The sequence below is a fragment of the Paraburkholderia sediminicola genome (assembly GCF_046027355.1).
Lineage (GTDB): Bacteria > Pseudomonadota > Gammaproteobacteria > Burkholderiales > Burkholderiaceae > Paraburkholderia > Paraburkholderia sediminicola_B.
Window position 1 is genome coordinate 68,331 of the sequence record NZ_JAQQEK010000022.1, and the last position, 15,258, is coordinate 83,588.

The following is a 15,258-nucleotide window of genomic DNA, read 5'->3' on the forward strand; positions in this document are numbered from 1 at the left end:
GCGCCGGCGCGCGTCGGGCCGGTGGTAGAATAACCGGCTGATTTTTTTGATCGTTTTGACTTATAACGGAGAGACCAACGTGTCGTTCATTTCCAATGCCTTCGCCCAAGGCACAGCAACAGGTGGCATTGAATCGAACCTGATGAGCTTCCTGCCGCTGATCCTGATGTTCGGCGTGCTGTACTTCATCATGATTCGCCCGCAAATGAAGCGCCAGAAGGAACATCGCAACATGCTCGCCGCCATGGCCAAGGGCGATGAAGTGGTGACGAATGGCGGCATCGTCGGCAAGGTGACCAAGGTGGGCGAAGCTTACGTCGGCGTCGAAATCTCGGAAGGCACGGAAATCACCGTGCAAAAAGCGTCGGTCACGACGATTCTCCCGAAGGGCACGATCAAGTCGCTGTAAGGCCTGCTCTCTCGCGTCCGGCGCGGCCTCGCCGGCGGTCCACGCAGCACACCGTGAACCGCCCGCGCTCATCGCCGGACGCATCGCTTCCAAGCCAACCTTCCCGTTGGACCACTCATGAATCGTTACCCCCTCTGGAAATACGCCGTGATGCTGGTGGCTCTGGTCATCGGCCTCGTGTACACGCTGCCCAATCTGTTCGGCGAAGCGCCGGCGGTGCAGGTGTCGAGCGGCAAGGCAACGGTCAAGCTCGACTCGACCACGCTGTCGGCTGTCGAAGCCGCGCTCGCCGCGAATCAGATCAAGCCGGACGACGTCACGTTCGACAACTCGGCGACCAACGCGAACATCCGCGTGCGTCTGCCGGACACCGACACGCAATTGCGCGTGAAGGACCTGTTGCAGAAGTCGCTGAACAGCGACCCGACCGACCCGCAGTTCATCGTGGCACTGAACCTGCAAAGCGCGTCGCCGCGCTGGCTGACCGCCTTGCATGCGCTGCCGATGTACCTCGGTCTCGATCTGCGCGGCGGCGTCCACTTCCTGCTGCAGGTCGACATGGCCGGCGCGCTGAACAAGAAGCTCGATTCGGACGCTTCGGACGCGCGCACGCTCCTGCGTGACAGCAACATCCGCGACGGCGGCGTGAACCGCGTCAACCAGTCGGTGGTGATCAATTTCGCCGATCAGGCCACGGCGGACAACGCATCCAAGCGACTGAGCCGCAGCATCGCCGAACTCCAGTGGGCCTCGCAACCCGGCTCGGACGGCGGCGTGCAACTGGTCGGCACGTTCACGCCGACGGTGCAGAAAGCCGTGCAGGACGCCGCGCTCAAGCAGAACATCACCACGCTGCATAACCGTGTGAACGAACTCGGCGTGGCCGAGCCGGTGATCCAGCAACAGGGTTCGGACCGCATCGTGGTCGAACTGCCGGGCGTGCAGGACACGGCGAAGGCGAAGGACATCATCGGCCGCACGGCCACGCTCGAAGCGCGCCTCGCCGATCCGGTCAACACGCATCCGAATCCGTCCGATCCGGTGCCGCCGGGCGACGAACTGTTCACGCAAGGCAACCAGACGCCGGTGCTGTTGCGCAAGCAGATCATCTTCACGGGCGACCGGATTATCGACGCGTCGGCGAGCTTCGACGAACATCAACGTCCTTCCGTCAACATCCGTCTGGATTCGGCCGGCGGCCGCGCAGTGGCCAGCATCTCGCGCGACAACATCGGCAAGCCGATGGCCATGGTGCTGTTCGAAAAAGGCAAGGGCGAAGTGCTGACGGTGGCGACCATCCAGTCGGAACTGGGCGACCGCTTCCAGATCACCGGCCAGGCCACGCCGCAAGGCGCCGCCGACCTCGCGCTGCTGCTTCGCGCCGGTTCGCTGGCCGCGCCGATGGACATCATCGAAGAACGCACGATCGGCCCGAGCCTCGGCGCGGACAACATCAAGAAGGGCTTCCACTCGGTGGTGTGGGGCTTCGCGGCGATCGCCGTCTTCATGATCGCGTACTACATGCTGTTCGGCGTGATCTCGATGATCGGCTTGTCGGTCAACCTGCTGCTGCTGATCGCCGTGCTGTCCATGTTGCAGGCCACGCTCACGTTGCCGGGTATCGCGGCTATCGCGCTCGCGCTCGGTATGGCGATCGACGCGAACGTGCTGATCAACGAACGCGTGCGTGAAGAACTGCGCAACGGCGCGCCGCCGCAACTGGCGATCCAGAACGGCTACGCGCACGCCTGGGCGACGATTCTCGACTCGAACGTCACCACGCTGATCGCCGGTATCGCGCTGCTCGCCTTCGGCTCGGGCCCGGTGCGCGGTTTTGCGATCGTGCACTGTATCGGCATTCTGACGTCGATGTTCTCGGCCGTGTTCTTCTCGCGCGGCATCGTCAACCTCTGGTACGGCGGCAAGAAGAAGCTGAAGTCGCTGGCCATTGGCCAGGTGTGGCGTCCTGATACGGCGCCTGCGGGCTCGGCCGCTTATCTCGGTAGCGAAGACGCCGCGACCGACACCGCGCAAGCCATCGCCGCGGTTGCCGCCAAGCCGTCGAAGGCCAAGGCAGCGGTCGCGCAGGCACGCGCCGGCAAGCCGACCGTGCGCCGCCGCAACGCGCCGGGCTCGTCGAATACGACGAATACGCCGCAGAAACCGGGTTCATCCCGCTGAGTCCCGGAGAATAAGACCATGGAATTTTTCCGTTTCCGCAAAGACATTCCGTTCATGCAGCGTGCGTTGATTTTCAACGCGATTTCGCTGCTGACGTTCCTTGCTGCTGTGTTCTTCCTGGTGCATCGGGGGCTGCATCTGTCGGTGGAGTTCACCGGCGGTACCGTCATCGAAGTGCAGTATCCGGGCGCCGCGCCGCTCGAGCCGGTGCGCGGCACGCTAGGCAAGCTCGGTTATGCCGACGCCCAGGTGCAGAACTTCGGCACCTCGCGTGACGTGCTGATCCGGCTGCCGCTCAAGCAGGGCTATACGTCCGCGCAACAGAGCGATCAGGTGATGACCGCGCTGAAGACCGAGACTCCGCAGGTGCAACTGCAGCGTGTCGAGTTCGTCGGCCCGCAGGTCGGCAAGGAACTCGCGACCGACGGCCTGCTCGCGCTGGCCTGCGTGGTGGTCGGTATCGTGATCTACCTGTCGTTCCGCTTCGAATGGAAATACGCGGTGGCCGGCGTGATCGCGAACTTGCACGACGTGATCATCATTCTCGGCTTCTTCGCGTTCTTCCAGTGGGAGTTCTCGCTGTCGGTGCTGGCCGCGGTGCTCGCGGTGCTCGGCTATTCGGTGAACGAATCGGTGGTTATCTTCGACCGGATTCGTGAGACCTTCCGCCGCGAACGCAAGCTGACCGTGATCGAAGTGATCAACCACGCGATCACCAGCACGATGTCGCGAACCATCATCACCCATGGCTGTACGCAGATGATGGTGCTGTCGATGTTCCTGTTCGGCGGCCCGACGTTGCACTACTTCGCCTTGGCGCTGACGGTCGGTATTCTGTTCGGTATCTACTCGTCGGTGTTCGTCGCCGCGGCGCTCGCCATGTGGTTCGGCGTGAAGCGCGAAGATCTGATCAAGGACAAGAAGGATCGCACCGACGTCGACGATCCGAACGCAGGCGCGCAAGTCTGATCCTGTTGTAGCTTCAGACCTCGCAATGCAAAAGGCCGGTTCATCACGAACCGGCCTTTTGCGTTTACCGCCGCTCTTCTTCGTGGCCGCGCTACGTCATTGCACAGCAGGGACGGGCGGCGCCCGCTTCAGCGAAAGCCGAGCTTGCGACGCGCCGCCATCAGCGCGACGAGACTCACGATCGCGGCGAAAATCAGGTAGTAACTCGGCGCGGCCTTCGAGCCCGTAAAGCTGATCAGCCACGCGATGATGAACGGCCCGAAGCCGCCGAAGATCGTCACGGCGATGTTATAAGCCAGCGACATGCCGGTCGTGCGCGTTTGCACCGGGAACATCTCCGAGAGCAGACCTGGCAACGCCGCGAAATACCCCGTCATCAGAAAGCCGAACACGATCTGCATGGCGATCAAGGTGCCGAAAGTCGGATGCGCAACCAGATACACGAAGGCCGGGTAGATGAGCACAAGCAGCAGCAGCGCCGAGATCAGCATGATCGTGGTGCGTCCGTGCCGGTCCGACAGATGGCCGATCAGCGGCGAGAACACCATCTGTATCAAACCGGTCAGCGCAATCGCCGCAAACGCGACCGAAGGCGCCAGTCCCAACTGCTTTACGCCGAACGTCGGCATGAACAACACCAGATACGTCGATACCGTGCCGAGCACCACCACGCCGATCGCAATCAGCAGGCGCAATTTCTGGCTGGTGAAGGTATCGCGCAGCGGCGTCGTGGTCGTTTCGGCCGCGAGGAATTCGGGCGTCTCATCGAGCTTTGTGCGGATGTACCACGCGACCGGCCCGATCAGCAGACCAAAAATGAACGGCACGCGCCAACCCCAGGAACCCATCTGCTCAGGCGACAGCTTGCCGGTGAGCAACACGCCAAAACCGGCGGCAAGCAGCGTAGTGAGTCCCTGGCTCGCCACCTGCCAGCTAGCGAAAAAGCCGCGCCTTCCCGGCACGTGCTCCGCAAGAAACGCGGTGGCGCTGCCGAACTCGCCGCCCGCCGAAAAGCCCTGCATCAGGCGCGCCAACACGAGAATCACCGGCGCGGCGAGGCCGATGCTTTGATAGGTCGGCAGGATCGCGATGATCAGCGTGCCGGCCATCATCAGCAGGATCGAGAGCGTGAGCGCCGCCTTGCGGCCGGCGCGGTCGGCATACGCGCCGATCACGATCGCGCCGAGCGGCCGCATGAAGAACGACACGCCGAACGTGCCGAGCGTGAGGAGCAGCGAGACCGTGTCGTTACCGGCCGGGAAAAACAGCTTGGCGATGATCACCGCGAAAAAACCGTACACCACCAGATCGAACCATTCCAGCGCGTTACCGATCGAGGCCGCGATCACCGCGCGCCACGAGTTTTGCCGGCTCCCCGCCAGGCTTGCTGCCGTCGTTGCGTTCATGCAGATCTCCAAGTCGCGCGAAATATTATTCATGTCGGCTTGACGCCTCAAAACACCCGACTGGATGCGCGCACAACCAATACGGTGCCTGCGCTCTATGTACCCGAAAAATTAATACGACGCGAGTGCGAAATTGCGCTACGCCGCCGCATAAGGCTTCCAGCGTTTCAGACGGTCAATAAAAAACCGCTTCGTCGCAAAAGCGAACGAAGCGGTTTTTTTGTTGCGGCGCAATGATCGCCGCGATTCAATGCCTAAGGTTCAAGAGACGCGTTAGGCCCTTATTGCTTGATGCCTTCGGATTGAATATGCAGCTTGGTATCCATGCTGAAGCCGTATTTGGTGCCGAAATCCATGCCGTAGTCGGCACGGCTGAAATGCGCGCTCGCTTCCACGCCGCACACTTCGCGCTTGAGCATCGGATGCGGCATGCACTTGAACGAATCGATCTTCAGATTCAGCGGCTTGGTGACGCCGTGCATCGTCAGGTTGCCGATCACTTCGACCGGCTTGTCGCCGTCGAACTTGAGGTCGGTGCCCTTATAAGTCGCCGACGGATACTTGGCGACGTCGAAGAACTCGTTCGACTTCAGATGCTCGTCGAGCTTGCCGTTGCCCGTTTCAATCGACGCCGGATCGACCGTCACGTCGACCGTGCCAGTTTTCGCCGCGCGGTCGAGCGTGACCGTGCCGGAGCTCTTGGTGAACTTGCCGCGCCACACCGAGAGGCCGCCGAAGTGATCCGCCTCGAAGCTCGGATACGTGTGAGTCGGGTCGAGCTGATAGGTATCGACGGCCGCGAACGCGCCGAACGAGAAAGAAGAAGCCAGCGCGCCGACGGCGATCAACATGGATGTTTTCAATTCACGCTCCTAGGTTCTTGAAAAAAGCTGCCGCGCCCGAACGGCGCGGCAAACGTCACTTATGTGCTGCAACGATATGAAACTTGATGACGACCTCGTCGGCGACCACCGAGGTGTCTTTCCATTCGCCGGTGCCGATGTCGAATTGCGAGCGCTTGATCGGCAGTGAACCGTCGAAGGTTTGCACGGCGCCCTGCTGGGACACCGTGACCGGCACCACCACCGTCTGCGATTTGCCCTTGATGGTCAGCTTGCCCGTTACCTTGAACTGGTTGCCGCCGGCCGGCGCGATCGCGCTCGAGACGAAAGTGGCGGTGGGATACGTCTTCGCGTCGAACCAGTCCTTGCCGCGCACCTGGTCGTTGTAGCTTTCGTCGCCGAGATCGTAGCTGGCCACGTCGATGCTGAGCTGCGCGGTGCCGTCGGCCGGTTTGGCAGGATCGAACTTGAGCTGCGCGGTGAACTTGCCGAACTTGCCTTCCACCGGCACGTTCATCTGCTTCGACGTGGCTGTCACCGAACTCTTCGCGACGTCGACTTGCGCGAGAGCGCTGCCGGCCACCGTCAGCGAGGCCGCGGCGAAGGCGGCGAGCATGTAGCGATAAAACGAGACCTTCATGGTTGTCCTTATTTGAGGAAAGGGAGCATGCGCGAGAGCAGGCCGTCGCGATCCAGCCATTGATGCTTGAGCGCGGCCGCGACGTGCAACGCGACCAGCACGAGCAAGGTGTAATTCAGCGTGATATGCACGTTCTTCAGCAGTTCCTTGAGATGCGGATCCGGCGCGATCAGGCGCGGCAGCGGAATCAGCCCGAGGTACACCACCGGGATGTTGGCCGCCGAACTGTACAGATAGCCCGAGGCGGGAATCGCGATCATCAGCACGTACAGCAGCAGGTGCACGAGATGCGCGGCGCCGCGCTGCCAGACGGGCATGCGGCGTGGCATCACGGGGGCCGCGTGCGTGGCGCGCCACAGAATGCGCAGCACGGCGAGCGCGAACACCGTCACGCCGATCCATTTGTGCCACGAGAAGTACTTCAGCTTGGTGGGTGTGAAGCCCGGGATATCGGTCATCACCCAGCCGAGCGCGAAGCCGCACACGATCAGCAACGCGATCAGCCAATGCAAGGCGATGGCAGTCCGCGTGTACGACTCCCGGCTGCCGAATGAAGGATTGAGTGCCATGACAGGTCAACGCAAGCTAAGTGAGGTTAACGGCGCAGCCCGCACTGCTATTCCAGGTACCGATGCGCAGCGCATCGGCGCGTACGATCGGACCATGCCTGCTGGGGCACACGCCAAGGCGGCCATGCTACCCCAATCGGAAAAAACTGGCTGCAGCCCGCTGATATGCCGCGGACCGGCCGCTCCAGCGCAGTGGCGCCCGCATTGAACAATTGGGGACGGAGGCTGTCAGAGTTATACCGATTCCATGTAGGATCAATCGTCCGCCGACAGCCGTTCTAGCCCAAAGGCCGCACCCCGCGCGACGGTCTGTGCGACGGCCGGGCGCGTTTTGGTACTATTGCTGCACCTTTTTATCAGACCTGCCATAGAACGGGCATTGCACGCTTCCCCTCACACCGTCGGCCCTTTGCCCTATGGACCATGACAATCTGATCGCGTGCCATGAATGCGATACGCTGTTCCGCAAGCCACGACTTGTCGGGCGCACGGTCGCGCGCTGTCCGCGTTGCGGAGCGACGCTCTATCGCGGCGTGTCCCGCAAGCTCGACGCCATCAGCGCGATGACGCTCGGCGCGCTGATCACTTTCCTGATCGCGCAAGGCTTCCCGATCGTCGAACTCGAAGCCAACGGCATCACCTCGCAGACCACGCTGTTCGGCGCGCTCGTCGCCCTGTGGGGCGAGGAGATGCAGATTGTCGCGATCATGGTGTTCTGCTCGACCATTCTGTTTCCGCTGACTGAGCTCGTCGCGCTGCTGTATGTGCTGATTCCGCTGCGCGCGGGTTATGTGCCGCCTGCCTTCAATCAGGTGCTGCGCGCCATTCAGTTCGTGCGCCCGTGGGGCATGATCGAAGTGTTCATGCTCGGCGTGTTGATCACGATCGTGAAGATGGTGAGCCTCGCGCGCGTGATTCCCGAAGCGGCGTTGTTCGCGTTCGGCGTGCTCACGCTGATGTTCGCGGTGGTGGTCACGTTCGATCCGAGCATCCTGTGGGACCTCGCCGACGAACTCGGCGCCCGCAACCAGCGGCCGCTGCCGCGCACCTCCGCCGACAGCGCGGCGGCCGCCGTCAGTTCGGTCGCCGGACCGCCCGCGCCGTCCGAGGTGCACACCGCTGCGGCGCCCGACGTGCAGACCGCACCGTCCGCCTTGCCGCCGGGCACGCCGCCGGTGCCACGTCGAGGATGAGCACGCCATGAAATACGTCACCGCGAAACGCGCGGGCCTGCTCAGCTGCCATGCGTGCGGACGCGTCGAACCGCGCATCCGCTCCGTCACGCCGCAGCACTGCGCACGGTGCGGCTCGCGTCTGCACTCGCGCAACCCCGACAGCCTGATGCGCACCTGGGCGCTGCTGATCGCCGCGGCGCTGCTGTATATTCCCGCGAATCTGCTGCCGGTGATGCACACCTCGTCGCTGCTCGGTTCCGAAGACGACACCATCATGAGTGGCGTCGTCTATTTCTGGACCTCGGGCGACTGGCCGCTCGCGGTGATCGTGTTCATCGCCAGCATCATGGTGCCGATGCTCAAGCTGAGCGTGCTGGTGCTGCTCACCGTCACGGCGCAGCGTCGTTCGCGCTGGCGGCCCGAGCAGCGCACCACGCTTTACCGGATGGTCGAACGGATCGGGCGCTGGTCGATGCTCGACGTGTTCGTCGTCACGCTGACCGTCGCGCTGGTGCGCTTCAAATCGCTTGCCGTCATCACGGCCGGCCCCGGGGCGATCGCCTTCGGCTCGGTGGTGATTCTGACCATGATGGCCTCCATGCAATTCGATCCACGGCTCATCTGGGATAACGTGGAAGGCGGCGTGGACGGCAGTACCCAAAAACCTCAGGATCTCAAACATGACTAGCCCGCAAGAACCGACGCCCGCCTCCGATGCGCCGCGCAACGATTCGAACGGACCGAAGCTGCCGCCCCAACTCCCCGACCCTGAAATTGAGCCGCGCAGCCGCTGGCTGCCTTCGCTCGTCTGGGTGATTCCTCTGATCGCCGCGCTGATCGGGATCGCGCTCGTGATCAAGTCGGTGACCGCACGAGGCCCGACCATCACGATCAGCTTCATCAGCGCCGAAGGCCTCGAACCCGGCAAGACCAAGGTGAAGTACAAGGACGTCGACGTCGGCTCGGTGAAGACCATCACGCTGTCGAAAGATCTGTCCCACGTGCTGGTGCAGGTGCAATTGACCAAGGAAGGCGAAGACTTCGCGGTCAAGGATTCGCGTTTCTGGGTGGTGCGGCCGCGCGTCGGCGCGAGCGGCGTGTCGGGTCTCACCACGCTGCTCTCGGGCGCGTACATCGGTGCGGACGCCGGGCACTCGCCGGATAGCGAGAAGAATTTCGTGGGCCTCGAAACGCCGCCGCCAATTACCGGCGACCAGAAGGGCCACCAGTTCGTCCTGCACGGCGACTCGCTCGGCTCGATCGATATCGGCTCGCCGATCTTTTACCGGCGCGTGCAGGTCGGCCAGGTGGTCGGCTTCTCGCTCGACAAGGACGGCACCGGCGTGACCATGCAGGTCTTCGTGTCAGCGCCGTTCGACCAGTACGTCGGCACCAATTCGCGCTGGTGGCATGCGAGCGGCGTCGATCTGCGGCTCGATTCCAGCGGCTTCAAGCTGAACACGCAGTCGCTTGCCACGGTGATCGTGGGCGGCTTGTCGTTCCAGTCGCCGCCGGGTCAAGGCGTGGGCGCGCAGGCACCGAACAACATGACGTTCCGCCTCGGCTCGGACGAAGCGGATGCGATGCGCGAACCGGACGGCGTGCCGTTGCGCGTGGTGATGAACTTCAACCAGTCGCTGCGTGGGCTGTCGGTCGGCGCGCCGGTCGATTTCCGCGGCATCGTGTTGGGCCAGGTGACCAGCATCAGCATCGACTACGATCCGAAAACGCGCAGCTTCACGATGCCGGTGACCATGAACCTGTACCCCGACCGTCTCGGCAAGCGCTTCCGCGAGACGGCGCCGGTGCCGGGCACGCTGGCCGGTCAAACGCTGCTGCAACAACTCGTCAAGCACGGTTTGCGCGGCCAGTTGCGCACCGGCAATCTGATCACGAGCCAGTTGTATGTGGCGCTGGACATCTTCCCGAAGGCGCCGCCGGCGACCGTCGATGTGGCGAGCGATCCGCTCGAACTGCCGACGATTCCGAACACGCTCGACGAGTTGCAGCTCCAGGTCGCCGACATTGCGAAAAAGCTCGACAAGGTTCCGTTCGACCAGATCGGCAACAACCTGAACAGCGCGCTGAAGAACGCCGATCAGCTCTTCACGCGACTCGACAAGGAAGTCGTGCCGCAGGCCCGCGACACGCTTGCGGCGGCGAAGCAAACCTTCGGTTCGGCCGAGGCGACGTTGCAGCAGGATTCGCCGCTGCAGTCCGATGTTCATCAGGCGTTGCAGGAATTGACGCGCACGTTGCAGTCGCTGAATGCGCTGTCGGATTATCTGGAGCGTCACCCCGAATCGCTGTTGCGCGGTAAATCAGGAGATAAACCATGATGTTTGCCCGGCTCCCCCGCCCGCCGCGCGGGCTCGTGCGCGGCGCTGCCGTTGCCGGCGCTCTGGCCGGACTCGTGGCGCTGGCGGCATGCTCGTCGCCTTCGAGCCACTTCTATACGCTGGGTGCCGGCAGCGCTGCCGGATCCGCTACGCCGGTCAGCGCCCGGACCTCGGCTGCCCCGGCATGGCTGATCGAAGTCGCGCCGATCGACGTGCCGCCGCAGGTGACCAAGAATCAGCTCGTCGTGCAGACGGGGCCGACGCAAGTTCAGGTACTCGAACAGGAGCGCTGGGCTTCCTTGCCTGGCGACGAAATCCGTCGTGCGCTCTCTACGAATCTGACGCAGCAATTAGGCACGATCGATGTGTACGGCACGGCCTATCCGGATGCGACACCGGTGTATCGCGTCAGCATGAATGTGCAGCGGTTTGAGTCATGGCCGGGTTCGCATGCGTTGATCGATGCCGTGTGGAGTGTGCGGGCTGTGCGGACTACGGCTGTGATGACTTGCCGGAGTGTGGTGAGCGAGCCGGTTAGCGGTGGGTATGACGCGCTGGTCGAGGGGCACCGGAAGGCATTGCAGCGAATTTCCATGCAGGTGGCTTCTGCCATGCAAGCCATGGCGGTTGCTGCTCCTGTGGCGGCTCCGCAGGGTAAGGGTGGGGCTTCTGCTGGCAAAGTTGGAGTCGTGGCTGTGCCGGCGTGTCCTTCTGATGGTGGGGCTGCTGTTGCTGGTAGTTGAAGGCTTTTGGTTTGGATGTGGTCCTGGCGCTGTTGGCCTTTCCTTGCTTTGTTAGTGGTCTATTGGCGTCGCCCCGCACAGGGGCGACGCTAATAGACCGCCATGATTTCAAGGAAAGGCCAACCCAGATTTCAAGGAGAGGCCAGCACAACAAGCACCAAACCCCACCCAGCGCCCCGCGCAAATAAACCCAAAAGGTTGGCGAACCGACCCTATAGGTGTATAACTAGAACCTATCGAATTCACTGCACTGATTGGTCCCCTAATGACGCTCACCGAATTGAAATACATCGTCGCGGTCGCCCGCGAGCGGCACTTCGGCCGGGCCGCCGAAGCGTGTTTCGTCAGCCAGCCGACGCTGTCGGTGGCGATCAAAAAGCTCGAAGACGAGCTCAACGTCCAGATCTTCGAGCGCGGCACCAGCGAAGTGAGCGTCACGCCGATCGGCGAACAGATCGTCACGCAAGCTCAACGCGTTCTCGAACAGACGCTCGCCATCAAGGAAATCGCCAAACAGGGCAAAGACCCGCTGGTCGGGCCGCTGCGCCTTGGCGTCATCTACACGATCGGGCCGTACCTGCTGCCCACGCTCGTCAAGCAGATGATCAAGCGCGTCCCGCAAATGCCCTTGATGCTGCAGGAAAATTACACGCTCAAGCTGATCGAACTGCTCAAGCAAGGCGAAATCGACGTCGCCATCATGGCGCTGCCATTTCCGGAAACGGGCCTGATGCTGCGCCCGCTGTACGACGAGCCTTTTGTGGTCGCCTTGCCGTCCGGTCACGCCTGGGAAAACCGCCTGAAAATCGACGCCGACGATCTGAAGCAGGAAACCATGCTGCTGCTCGGCAGCGGTCACTGCTTCCGCGACCACGTGCTCGGCGTTTGCCCGGAACTGATGCGCTTTTCGCAAAACGCGGACGGCATCCAGAAGACTTTTGAAGGATCGTCGCTGGAAACCATCCGTCACATGGTGGCGAGCGGTGTCGGCATTACGGTGCTGCCGCGCATGTCGGTGCATGAAGTCAAGCCGCACGCCGGTGGCATCGATTCGGGATTGCTCAGCTACGTCGCTTTCGACGAACCCGTGCCGGATCGCCGCGTCGTGCTGGCCTGGCGCAAGAGCTTCACGCGCATGCCCGCCATCGAGGCCATTTGCGACGCCATTAGCTCCTGCGATCTGGCGGGCGTCAAGAAGCTCGAGTTGCCGGTCGCCGTCAACTGACAAGCGCACCGAGAAGGCCGGCTCGCTGCGCACGTCCAGCGACCAGCCCGGCGCCCGTCCGAGGCGCCAATAGCCACAAGCCCTATCGAATAGATAAAATTAATCAAAGACGCTAATTCGATAGTGTTGTTATAGTTTCCTCCATGGATCGCCTGATCCCACACGACCCGGAGGAAATCATGACGCAATCCAAGCCGCAACAAGTCCACGCCCTCATCGCTCAAGCGGCCATCGTGCGGCGCGGTTTTGTCGCGTCGATGCTCGACGTGCGCACCGTCGCGTTGTCCCTGCTGGTCGATCGGGCCTTGTCCGCATAGCGCATGAGCCTCTGGCATCAGTGTGCCGCGCCGCTCCCCACAATCTGTTTCGATAAAAGCCAACCAGGAGTCACGCATGTCCGAACGTAAGCTCACCAGTGCCGCCGGCGCACCTGTCGCCGACAATCAGAATTCGATGACCGCCGGCGCGCGCGGTCCGGTTGTTCTGCAAGATGTCTGGCTGCTCGAAAAACTCGCTCACTTTGATCGCGAAGTGATTCCGGAACGCCGTGTTCACGCCAAAGGCTCGGGCGCGTTCGGCACGCTGAAGGTCACGCACGATATCTCGCGCTACACGAAGGCGAAGGTGTTTGCGCAAGTCGGCAAGGAAACGCCGCTCTTCATGCGTTTTTCGACGGTGGCCGGCGAGCGCGGCGCAGCCGACGCCGAACGCGACGTGCGCGGTTTCTCGATCAAGTTCTACACGGAAGAAGGCAACTGGGACGTGGTCGGCAACAACACGCCGGTGTTCTTTATCCGCGATCCGCTGAAGTTCCCGGACTTCATCCACACGCAAAAGCGCGACCCGTACACCAACATGCGCAGCAATGTCGCGGCGTGGGATTTCTGGTCGCGTCATCCGGAGTCGTTGCATCAGGTGACGATTCTGATGAGCGACCGCGGCATTCCGCAGAATTACCGTCAGATGCACGGCTTCGGCTCGCACACGTATTCGTTTATCAACGCCGGCAACGAGCGTTTCTGGGTGAAGTTCCATTTCAAGTCGATGCAAGGCATGGAGAACTTCACCGATGCCGAAGCGGCACAAGTGGTCGCGCAAGACCGCGAAAGCGCGCAACGCGATCTGGTCGGCAACATCGACGCGGGCAACTTCCCGAAGTGGCGCTTCGCGATTCAGGTGATGCCGGAAGCGGAAGCGGCAACGTATCGCTTCAATCCGTTCGACATCACGAAAGTGTGGTCGCAGGAGGACTATCCGTTGATCGACGTCGGCACGATCGAGCTGAATCGCAACGCACAGAACTACTTTGCGGACGTGGAGCAGGCGGCGTTCACGCCGGCCAACGTGGTGCCGGGTATCGGCTTCTCGCCGGATCGTCTGTTGCAAGGTCGTCTGTTCTCGTACGGCGACACGCAGCGCTATCGCCTCGGCATCAATCACCACCAGATTCCGGTGAATGCATCGCGCGTGCCGAGCCCGCATTCGTTCCATCGCGACGGCGCGATGCGCACGGACGGCAACCTCGGCCGCAACGTGAATTACGAGCCGAACCGCTTCGGCGATTTCGCGCAGGACGCCAATGCGTCCGAGCCGCCGCTCGCGGCGGGTGCGGTGGATCGCTACGATCATCGGCTGGACGACGACTACTACACGCAGCCAGGCATGTTGTTTGCGCTCTTCGATGCGGCACAGCGCGAGCGTCTGTTCGGCAACATCGCACGCCATATCGACGGTGTGCCGCAGGAAATCGTTGCGCGTCAGATCGAGCATTTCCGTCGCGCCGACCCGGCTTACGCGGAAGGCGTGATCGCGGCGATGGCCGACCTCGCGGAACGCAACAAGAATTAAGCAGCAATTACGCAGTTGAAGTGATGCAGCAAAGCGGGGCGCATCTGCGTCCCGCTGGTACCGATACGAACCGAGGGAGCACGATCATGATGCAGATGATGATGGCCACGCTGGGCGGCACGTCGCGCGCACGCAGCGCGCAACAGTACGCAGTGATGGCGCGCAAGGCAGTGGGCTTTGCGATCGTCGCGAGCGGGTTCGCAGTGATCGTCGCGCAGGCGCTGCAACACGCGCTCGCCGGCTGATCGGAGCCCGGTACGTGGATGCGGCAAGTGGCCACGCGTCATACGAACGCAGCAGTTTTCCAGGCTAAACTGTCGAGCGTTCGAGCTGTCGAGTTTGCTATCCGCAGACCGTCACTTTGCCGACCGGTTCGTATCACTCTTCAAAGGAGTCGTCATGGCCAAAAAAGAAGCCGCAGCAGCCGTACAGCACGTCAATATCGGGATCAGCGACAAAGATCGCAAGAAGATTGCAGAAGGTTTGTCGCGCCTGCTCGCCGACACCTATACGCTGTACCTGAAGACCCACAACTTCCACTGGAACGTGACGGGTCCGATGTTCAATACGCTGCACCTCATGTTCGAAACGCAGTACAACGAGCTGGCGCTGGCGGTCGATTCGATCGCTGAACGAATTCGCGCGCTGGGCGTGCATGCGCCGGGCAGCTATAAGGATTTCGCCAAGCTGTCGTCGATTCCGGAAGCGGACGGTGTGCCGGCCGCGGAAGAAATGATCCGCCAACTGGTGGAAGGTCAGGAAGCCGTCGTGCGTACCGCACGCGCGATTTTCCCGTCGACGGAAGCCGCCAACGACGAGCCGACCGCCGACCTGCTGACACAACGCATGCAAACGCACGAAAAGACCGCGTGGATGCTGCGCTCGATGCTGGCTTAAGCATCAGCATACGTG

General features: G+C 62.2%; 16 protein-coding genes. 12 read left to right on the plus strand and 4 right to left on the minus strand.

The annotated features are described in order from the left end of the window. Positions 1-79: 79 nt before the first annotated feature. The 3 genes from yajC to secF all read left to right on the plus strand — a co-directional run bounded on the left by yajC (position 80) and on the right by secF (position 3,559). Entirely contained in the window at positions 80-409 is a 330-nt protein-coding gene (yajC, locus tag PQR42_RS30760; RefSeq protein WP_007179286.1) for a preprotein translocase subunit YajC, read from the plus strand. A 117-nt stretch (positions 410-526) separates the two neighbouring features. Further along, on the plus strand, positions 527-2,590 hold the full coding sequence (gene secD / locus PQR42_RS30765) for a protein translocase subunit SecD (RefSeq protein WP_408216959.1): 2,064 nt from the start codon (positions 527-529) through the stop codon (positions 2,588-2,590). A gap of 18 nt (positions 2,591-2,608) precedes the next feature. Next, positions 2,609-3,559 (plus strand): protein translocase subunit SecF, encoded by a 951-nt coding sequence (secF, locus tag PQR42_RS30770; protein ID WP_408216956.1) that lies wholly within the window; start codon positions 2,609-2,611, stop codon positions 3,557-3,559. 128 nt (positions 3,560-3,687) lie between these two features. On the opposite strand, the gene PQR42_RS30775 is transcribed toward secF, so the two are convergent. The 4 genes from PQR42_RS30775 to PQR42_RS30790 form a co-directional block, all read right to left on the minus strand. Beyond that, the gene (locus PQR42_RS30775; RefSeq protein WP_408390081.1) at positions 3,688-4,965 is read right to left on the minus strand and encodes an MFS transporter; all 1,278 of its coding nucleotides are present in this window, start codon (positions 4,963-4,965) and stop codon (positions 3,688-3,690) included. A 281-nt stretch (positions 4,966-5,246) separates the two neighbouring features. Continuing rightward, positions 5,247-5,816 carry a YceI family protein gene (locus tag PQR42_RS30780; protein WP_408494392.1) on the minus strand — a complete coding sequence of 190 codons (570 nt, stop codon included), beginning with the start codon at positions 5,814-5,816 and terminating at the stop codon, positions 5,247-5,249. A 67-nt stretch (positions 5,817-5,883) separates the two neighbouring features. After that, positions 5,884-6,447: a YceI family protein gene (locus tag PQR42_RS30785; protein WP_408216951.1), complete on the minus strand. Its 564-nt coding sequence runs from the start codon at positions 6,445-6,447 to the stop codon at positions 5,884-5,886. An 8-nt stretch (positions 6,448-6,455) separates the two neighbouring features. After that, the gene (locus tag PQR42_RS30790) at positions 6,456-7,016 is read right to left on the minus strand and encodes a cytochrome b (protein ID WP_408216949.1); all 561 of its coding nucleotides are present in this window, start codon (positions 7,014-7,016) and stop codon (positions 6,456-6,458) included. Between the two features lie 416 nt (positions 7,017-7,432). On the opposite strand from PQR42_RS30790, the gene PQR42_RS30795 reads away from it, so the two are divergent. The 9 genes from PQR42_RS30795 (at position 7,433) to PQR42_RS30835 (ending at position 15,243) form a co-directional block, all read left to right on the plus strand. Further along, entirely contained in the window at positions 7,433-8,209 is a 777-nt protein-coding gene (locus PQR42_RS30795) for a paraquat-inducible protein A (RefSeq protein WP_408390084.1), read from the plus strand. Between the two features lie 7 nt (positions 8,210-8,216). Further along, positions 8,217-8,879, plus strand: coding sequence for a paraquat-inducible protein A (locus tag PQR42_RS30800; RefSeq protein ID WP_408216943.1), 663 nt, complete (start codon positions 8,217-8,219; stop codon positions 8,877-8,879). Then, positions 8,872-10,530, plus strand: a complete 1,659-nt coding sequence (locus tag PQR42_RS30805) for a PqiB family protein (protein WP_408216940.1) — start codon at positions 8,872-8,874, stop codon at positions 10,528-10,530. The genes PQR42_RS30800 and PQR42_RS30805 overlap by 8 nt, the downstream gene beginning before the upstream one ends. Beyond that, the gene (locus PQR42_RS30810) at positions 10,527-11,273 is read left to right on the plus strand and encodes a PqiC family protein (protein WP_408390086.1); all 747 of its coding nucleotides are present in this window, start codon (positions 10,527-10,529) and stop codon (positions 11,271-11,273) included. The genes PQR42_RS30805 and PQR42_RS30810 overlap by 4 nt, the downstream gene beginning before the upstream one ends. A gap of 265 nt (positions 11,274-11,538) precedes the next feature. Continuing rightward, the gene (locus PQR42_RS30815) at positions 11,539-12,498 is read left to right on the plus strand and encodes a LysR substrate-binding domain-containing protein (protein WP_408216935.1); all 960 of its coding nucleotides are present in this window, start codon (positions 11,539-11,541) and stop codon (positions 12,496-12,498) included. 179 nt (positions 12,499-12,677) lie between these two features. Next, on the plus strand, positions 12,678-12,815 hold the full coding sequence (locus PQR42_RS30820; RefSeq protein ID WP_408390089.1) for a hypothetical protein: 138 nt from the start codon (positions 12,678-12,680) through the stop codon (positions 12,813-12,815). Between the two features lie 76 nt (positions 12,816-12,891). After that, complete coding sequence (locus PQR42_RS30825; RefSeq protein ID WP_408390091.1) at positions 12,892-14,346, plus strand: catalase; 1,455 nt, start codon at positions 12,892-12,894, stop codon at positions 14,344-14,346. A gap of 86 nt (positions 14,347-14,432) precedes the next feature. Next, the gene (locus tag PQR42_RS30830) at positions 14,433-14,591 is read left to right on the plus strand and encodes a hypothetical protein (protein WP_408216928.1); all 159 of its coding nucleotides are present in this window, start codon (positions 14,433-14,435) and stop codon (positions 14,589-14,591) included. Between the two features lie 154 nt (positions 14,592-14,745). After that, positions 14,746-15,243: a Dps family protein gene (locus PQR42_RS30835; RefSeq protein ID WP_132376013.1), complete on the plus strand. Its 498-nt coding sequence runs from the start codon at positions 14,746-14,748 to the stop codon at positions 15,241-15,243. Positions 15,244-15,258 lie beyond the last annotated feature (15 nt).

Excerpts from the sequence above, each read along its gene's own strand:
- PQR42_RS30780 (WP_408494392.1), bottom strand. The coding sequence starts at position 5,816 with ATGTTGATCGCCGTCGGCGCGCTGGCTTCTTCTTTCTCGTTCGGCGCG.
- PQR42_RS30815 (WP_408216935.1), top strand. The coding sequence starts at position 11,539 with ATGACGCTCACCGAATTGAAATACATCGTCGCGGTCGCCCGCGAGCGG.
- PQR42_RS30805 (WP_408216940.1), top strand. The coding sequence starts at position 8,872 with ATGACTAGCCCGCAAGAACCGACGCCCGCCTCCGATGCGCCGCGCAAC.
- secD (WP_408216959.1), top strand. The coding sequence starts at position 527 with ATGAATCGTTACCCCCTCTGGAAATACGCCGTGATGCTGGTGGCTCTG.
- PQR42_RS30820 (WP_408390089.1), top strand. The coding sequence starts at position 12,678 with ATGACGCAATCCAAGCCGCAACAAGTCCACGCCCTCATCGCTCAAGCG.
- PQR42_RS30790 (WP_408216949.1), bottom strand. The coding sequence starts at position 7,016 with ATGGCACTCAATCCTTCATTCGGCAGCCGGGAGTCGTACACGCGGACT.
- PQR42_RS30800 (WP_408216943.1), top strand. The coding sequence starts at position 8,217 with ATGAAATACGTCACCGCGAAACGCGCGGGCCTGCTCAGCTGCCATGCG.
- secF (WP_408216956.1), top strand. The coding sequence starts at position 2,609 with ATGGAATTTTTCCGTTTCCGCAAAGACATTCCGTTCATGCAGCGTGCG.
- PQR42_RS30835 (WP_132376013.1), top strand. The coding sequence starts at position 14,746 with ATGGCCAAAAAAGAAGCCGCAGCAGCCGTACAGCACGTCAATATCGGG.
- PQR42_RS30785 (WP_408216951.1), bottom strand. The coding sequence starts at position 6,447 with ATGAAGGTCTCGTTTTATCGCTACATGCTCGCCGCCTTCGCCGCGGCC.
- PQR42_RS30810 (WP_408390086.1), top strand. The coding sequence starts at position 10,527 with ATGATGTTTGCCCGGCTCCCCCGCCCGCCGCGCGGGCTCGTGCGCGGC.
- PQR42_RS30775 (WP_408390081.1), bottom strand. The coding sequence starts at position 4,965 with ATGAACGCAACGACGGCAGCAAGCCTGGCGGGGAGCCGGCAAAACTCG.
- PQR42_RS30830 (WP_408216928.1), top strand. The coding sequence starts at position 14,433 with ATGATGCAGATGATGATGGCCACGCTGGGCGGCACGTCGCGCGCACGC.
- PQR42_RS30825 (WP_408390091.1), top strand. The coding sequence starts at position 12,892 with ATGTCCGAACGTAAGCTCACCAGTGCCGCCGGCGCACCTGTCGCCGAC.
- PQR42_RS30795 (WP_408390084.1), top strand. The coding sequence starts at position 7,433 with ATGGACCATGACAATCTGATCGCGTGCCATGAATGCGATACGCTGTTC.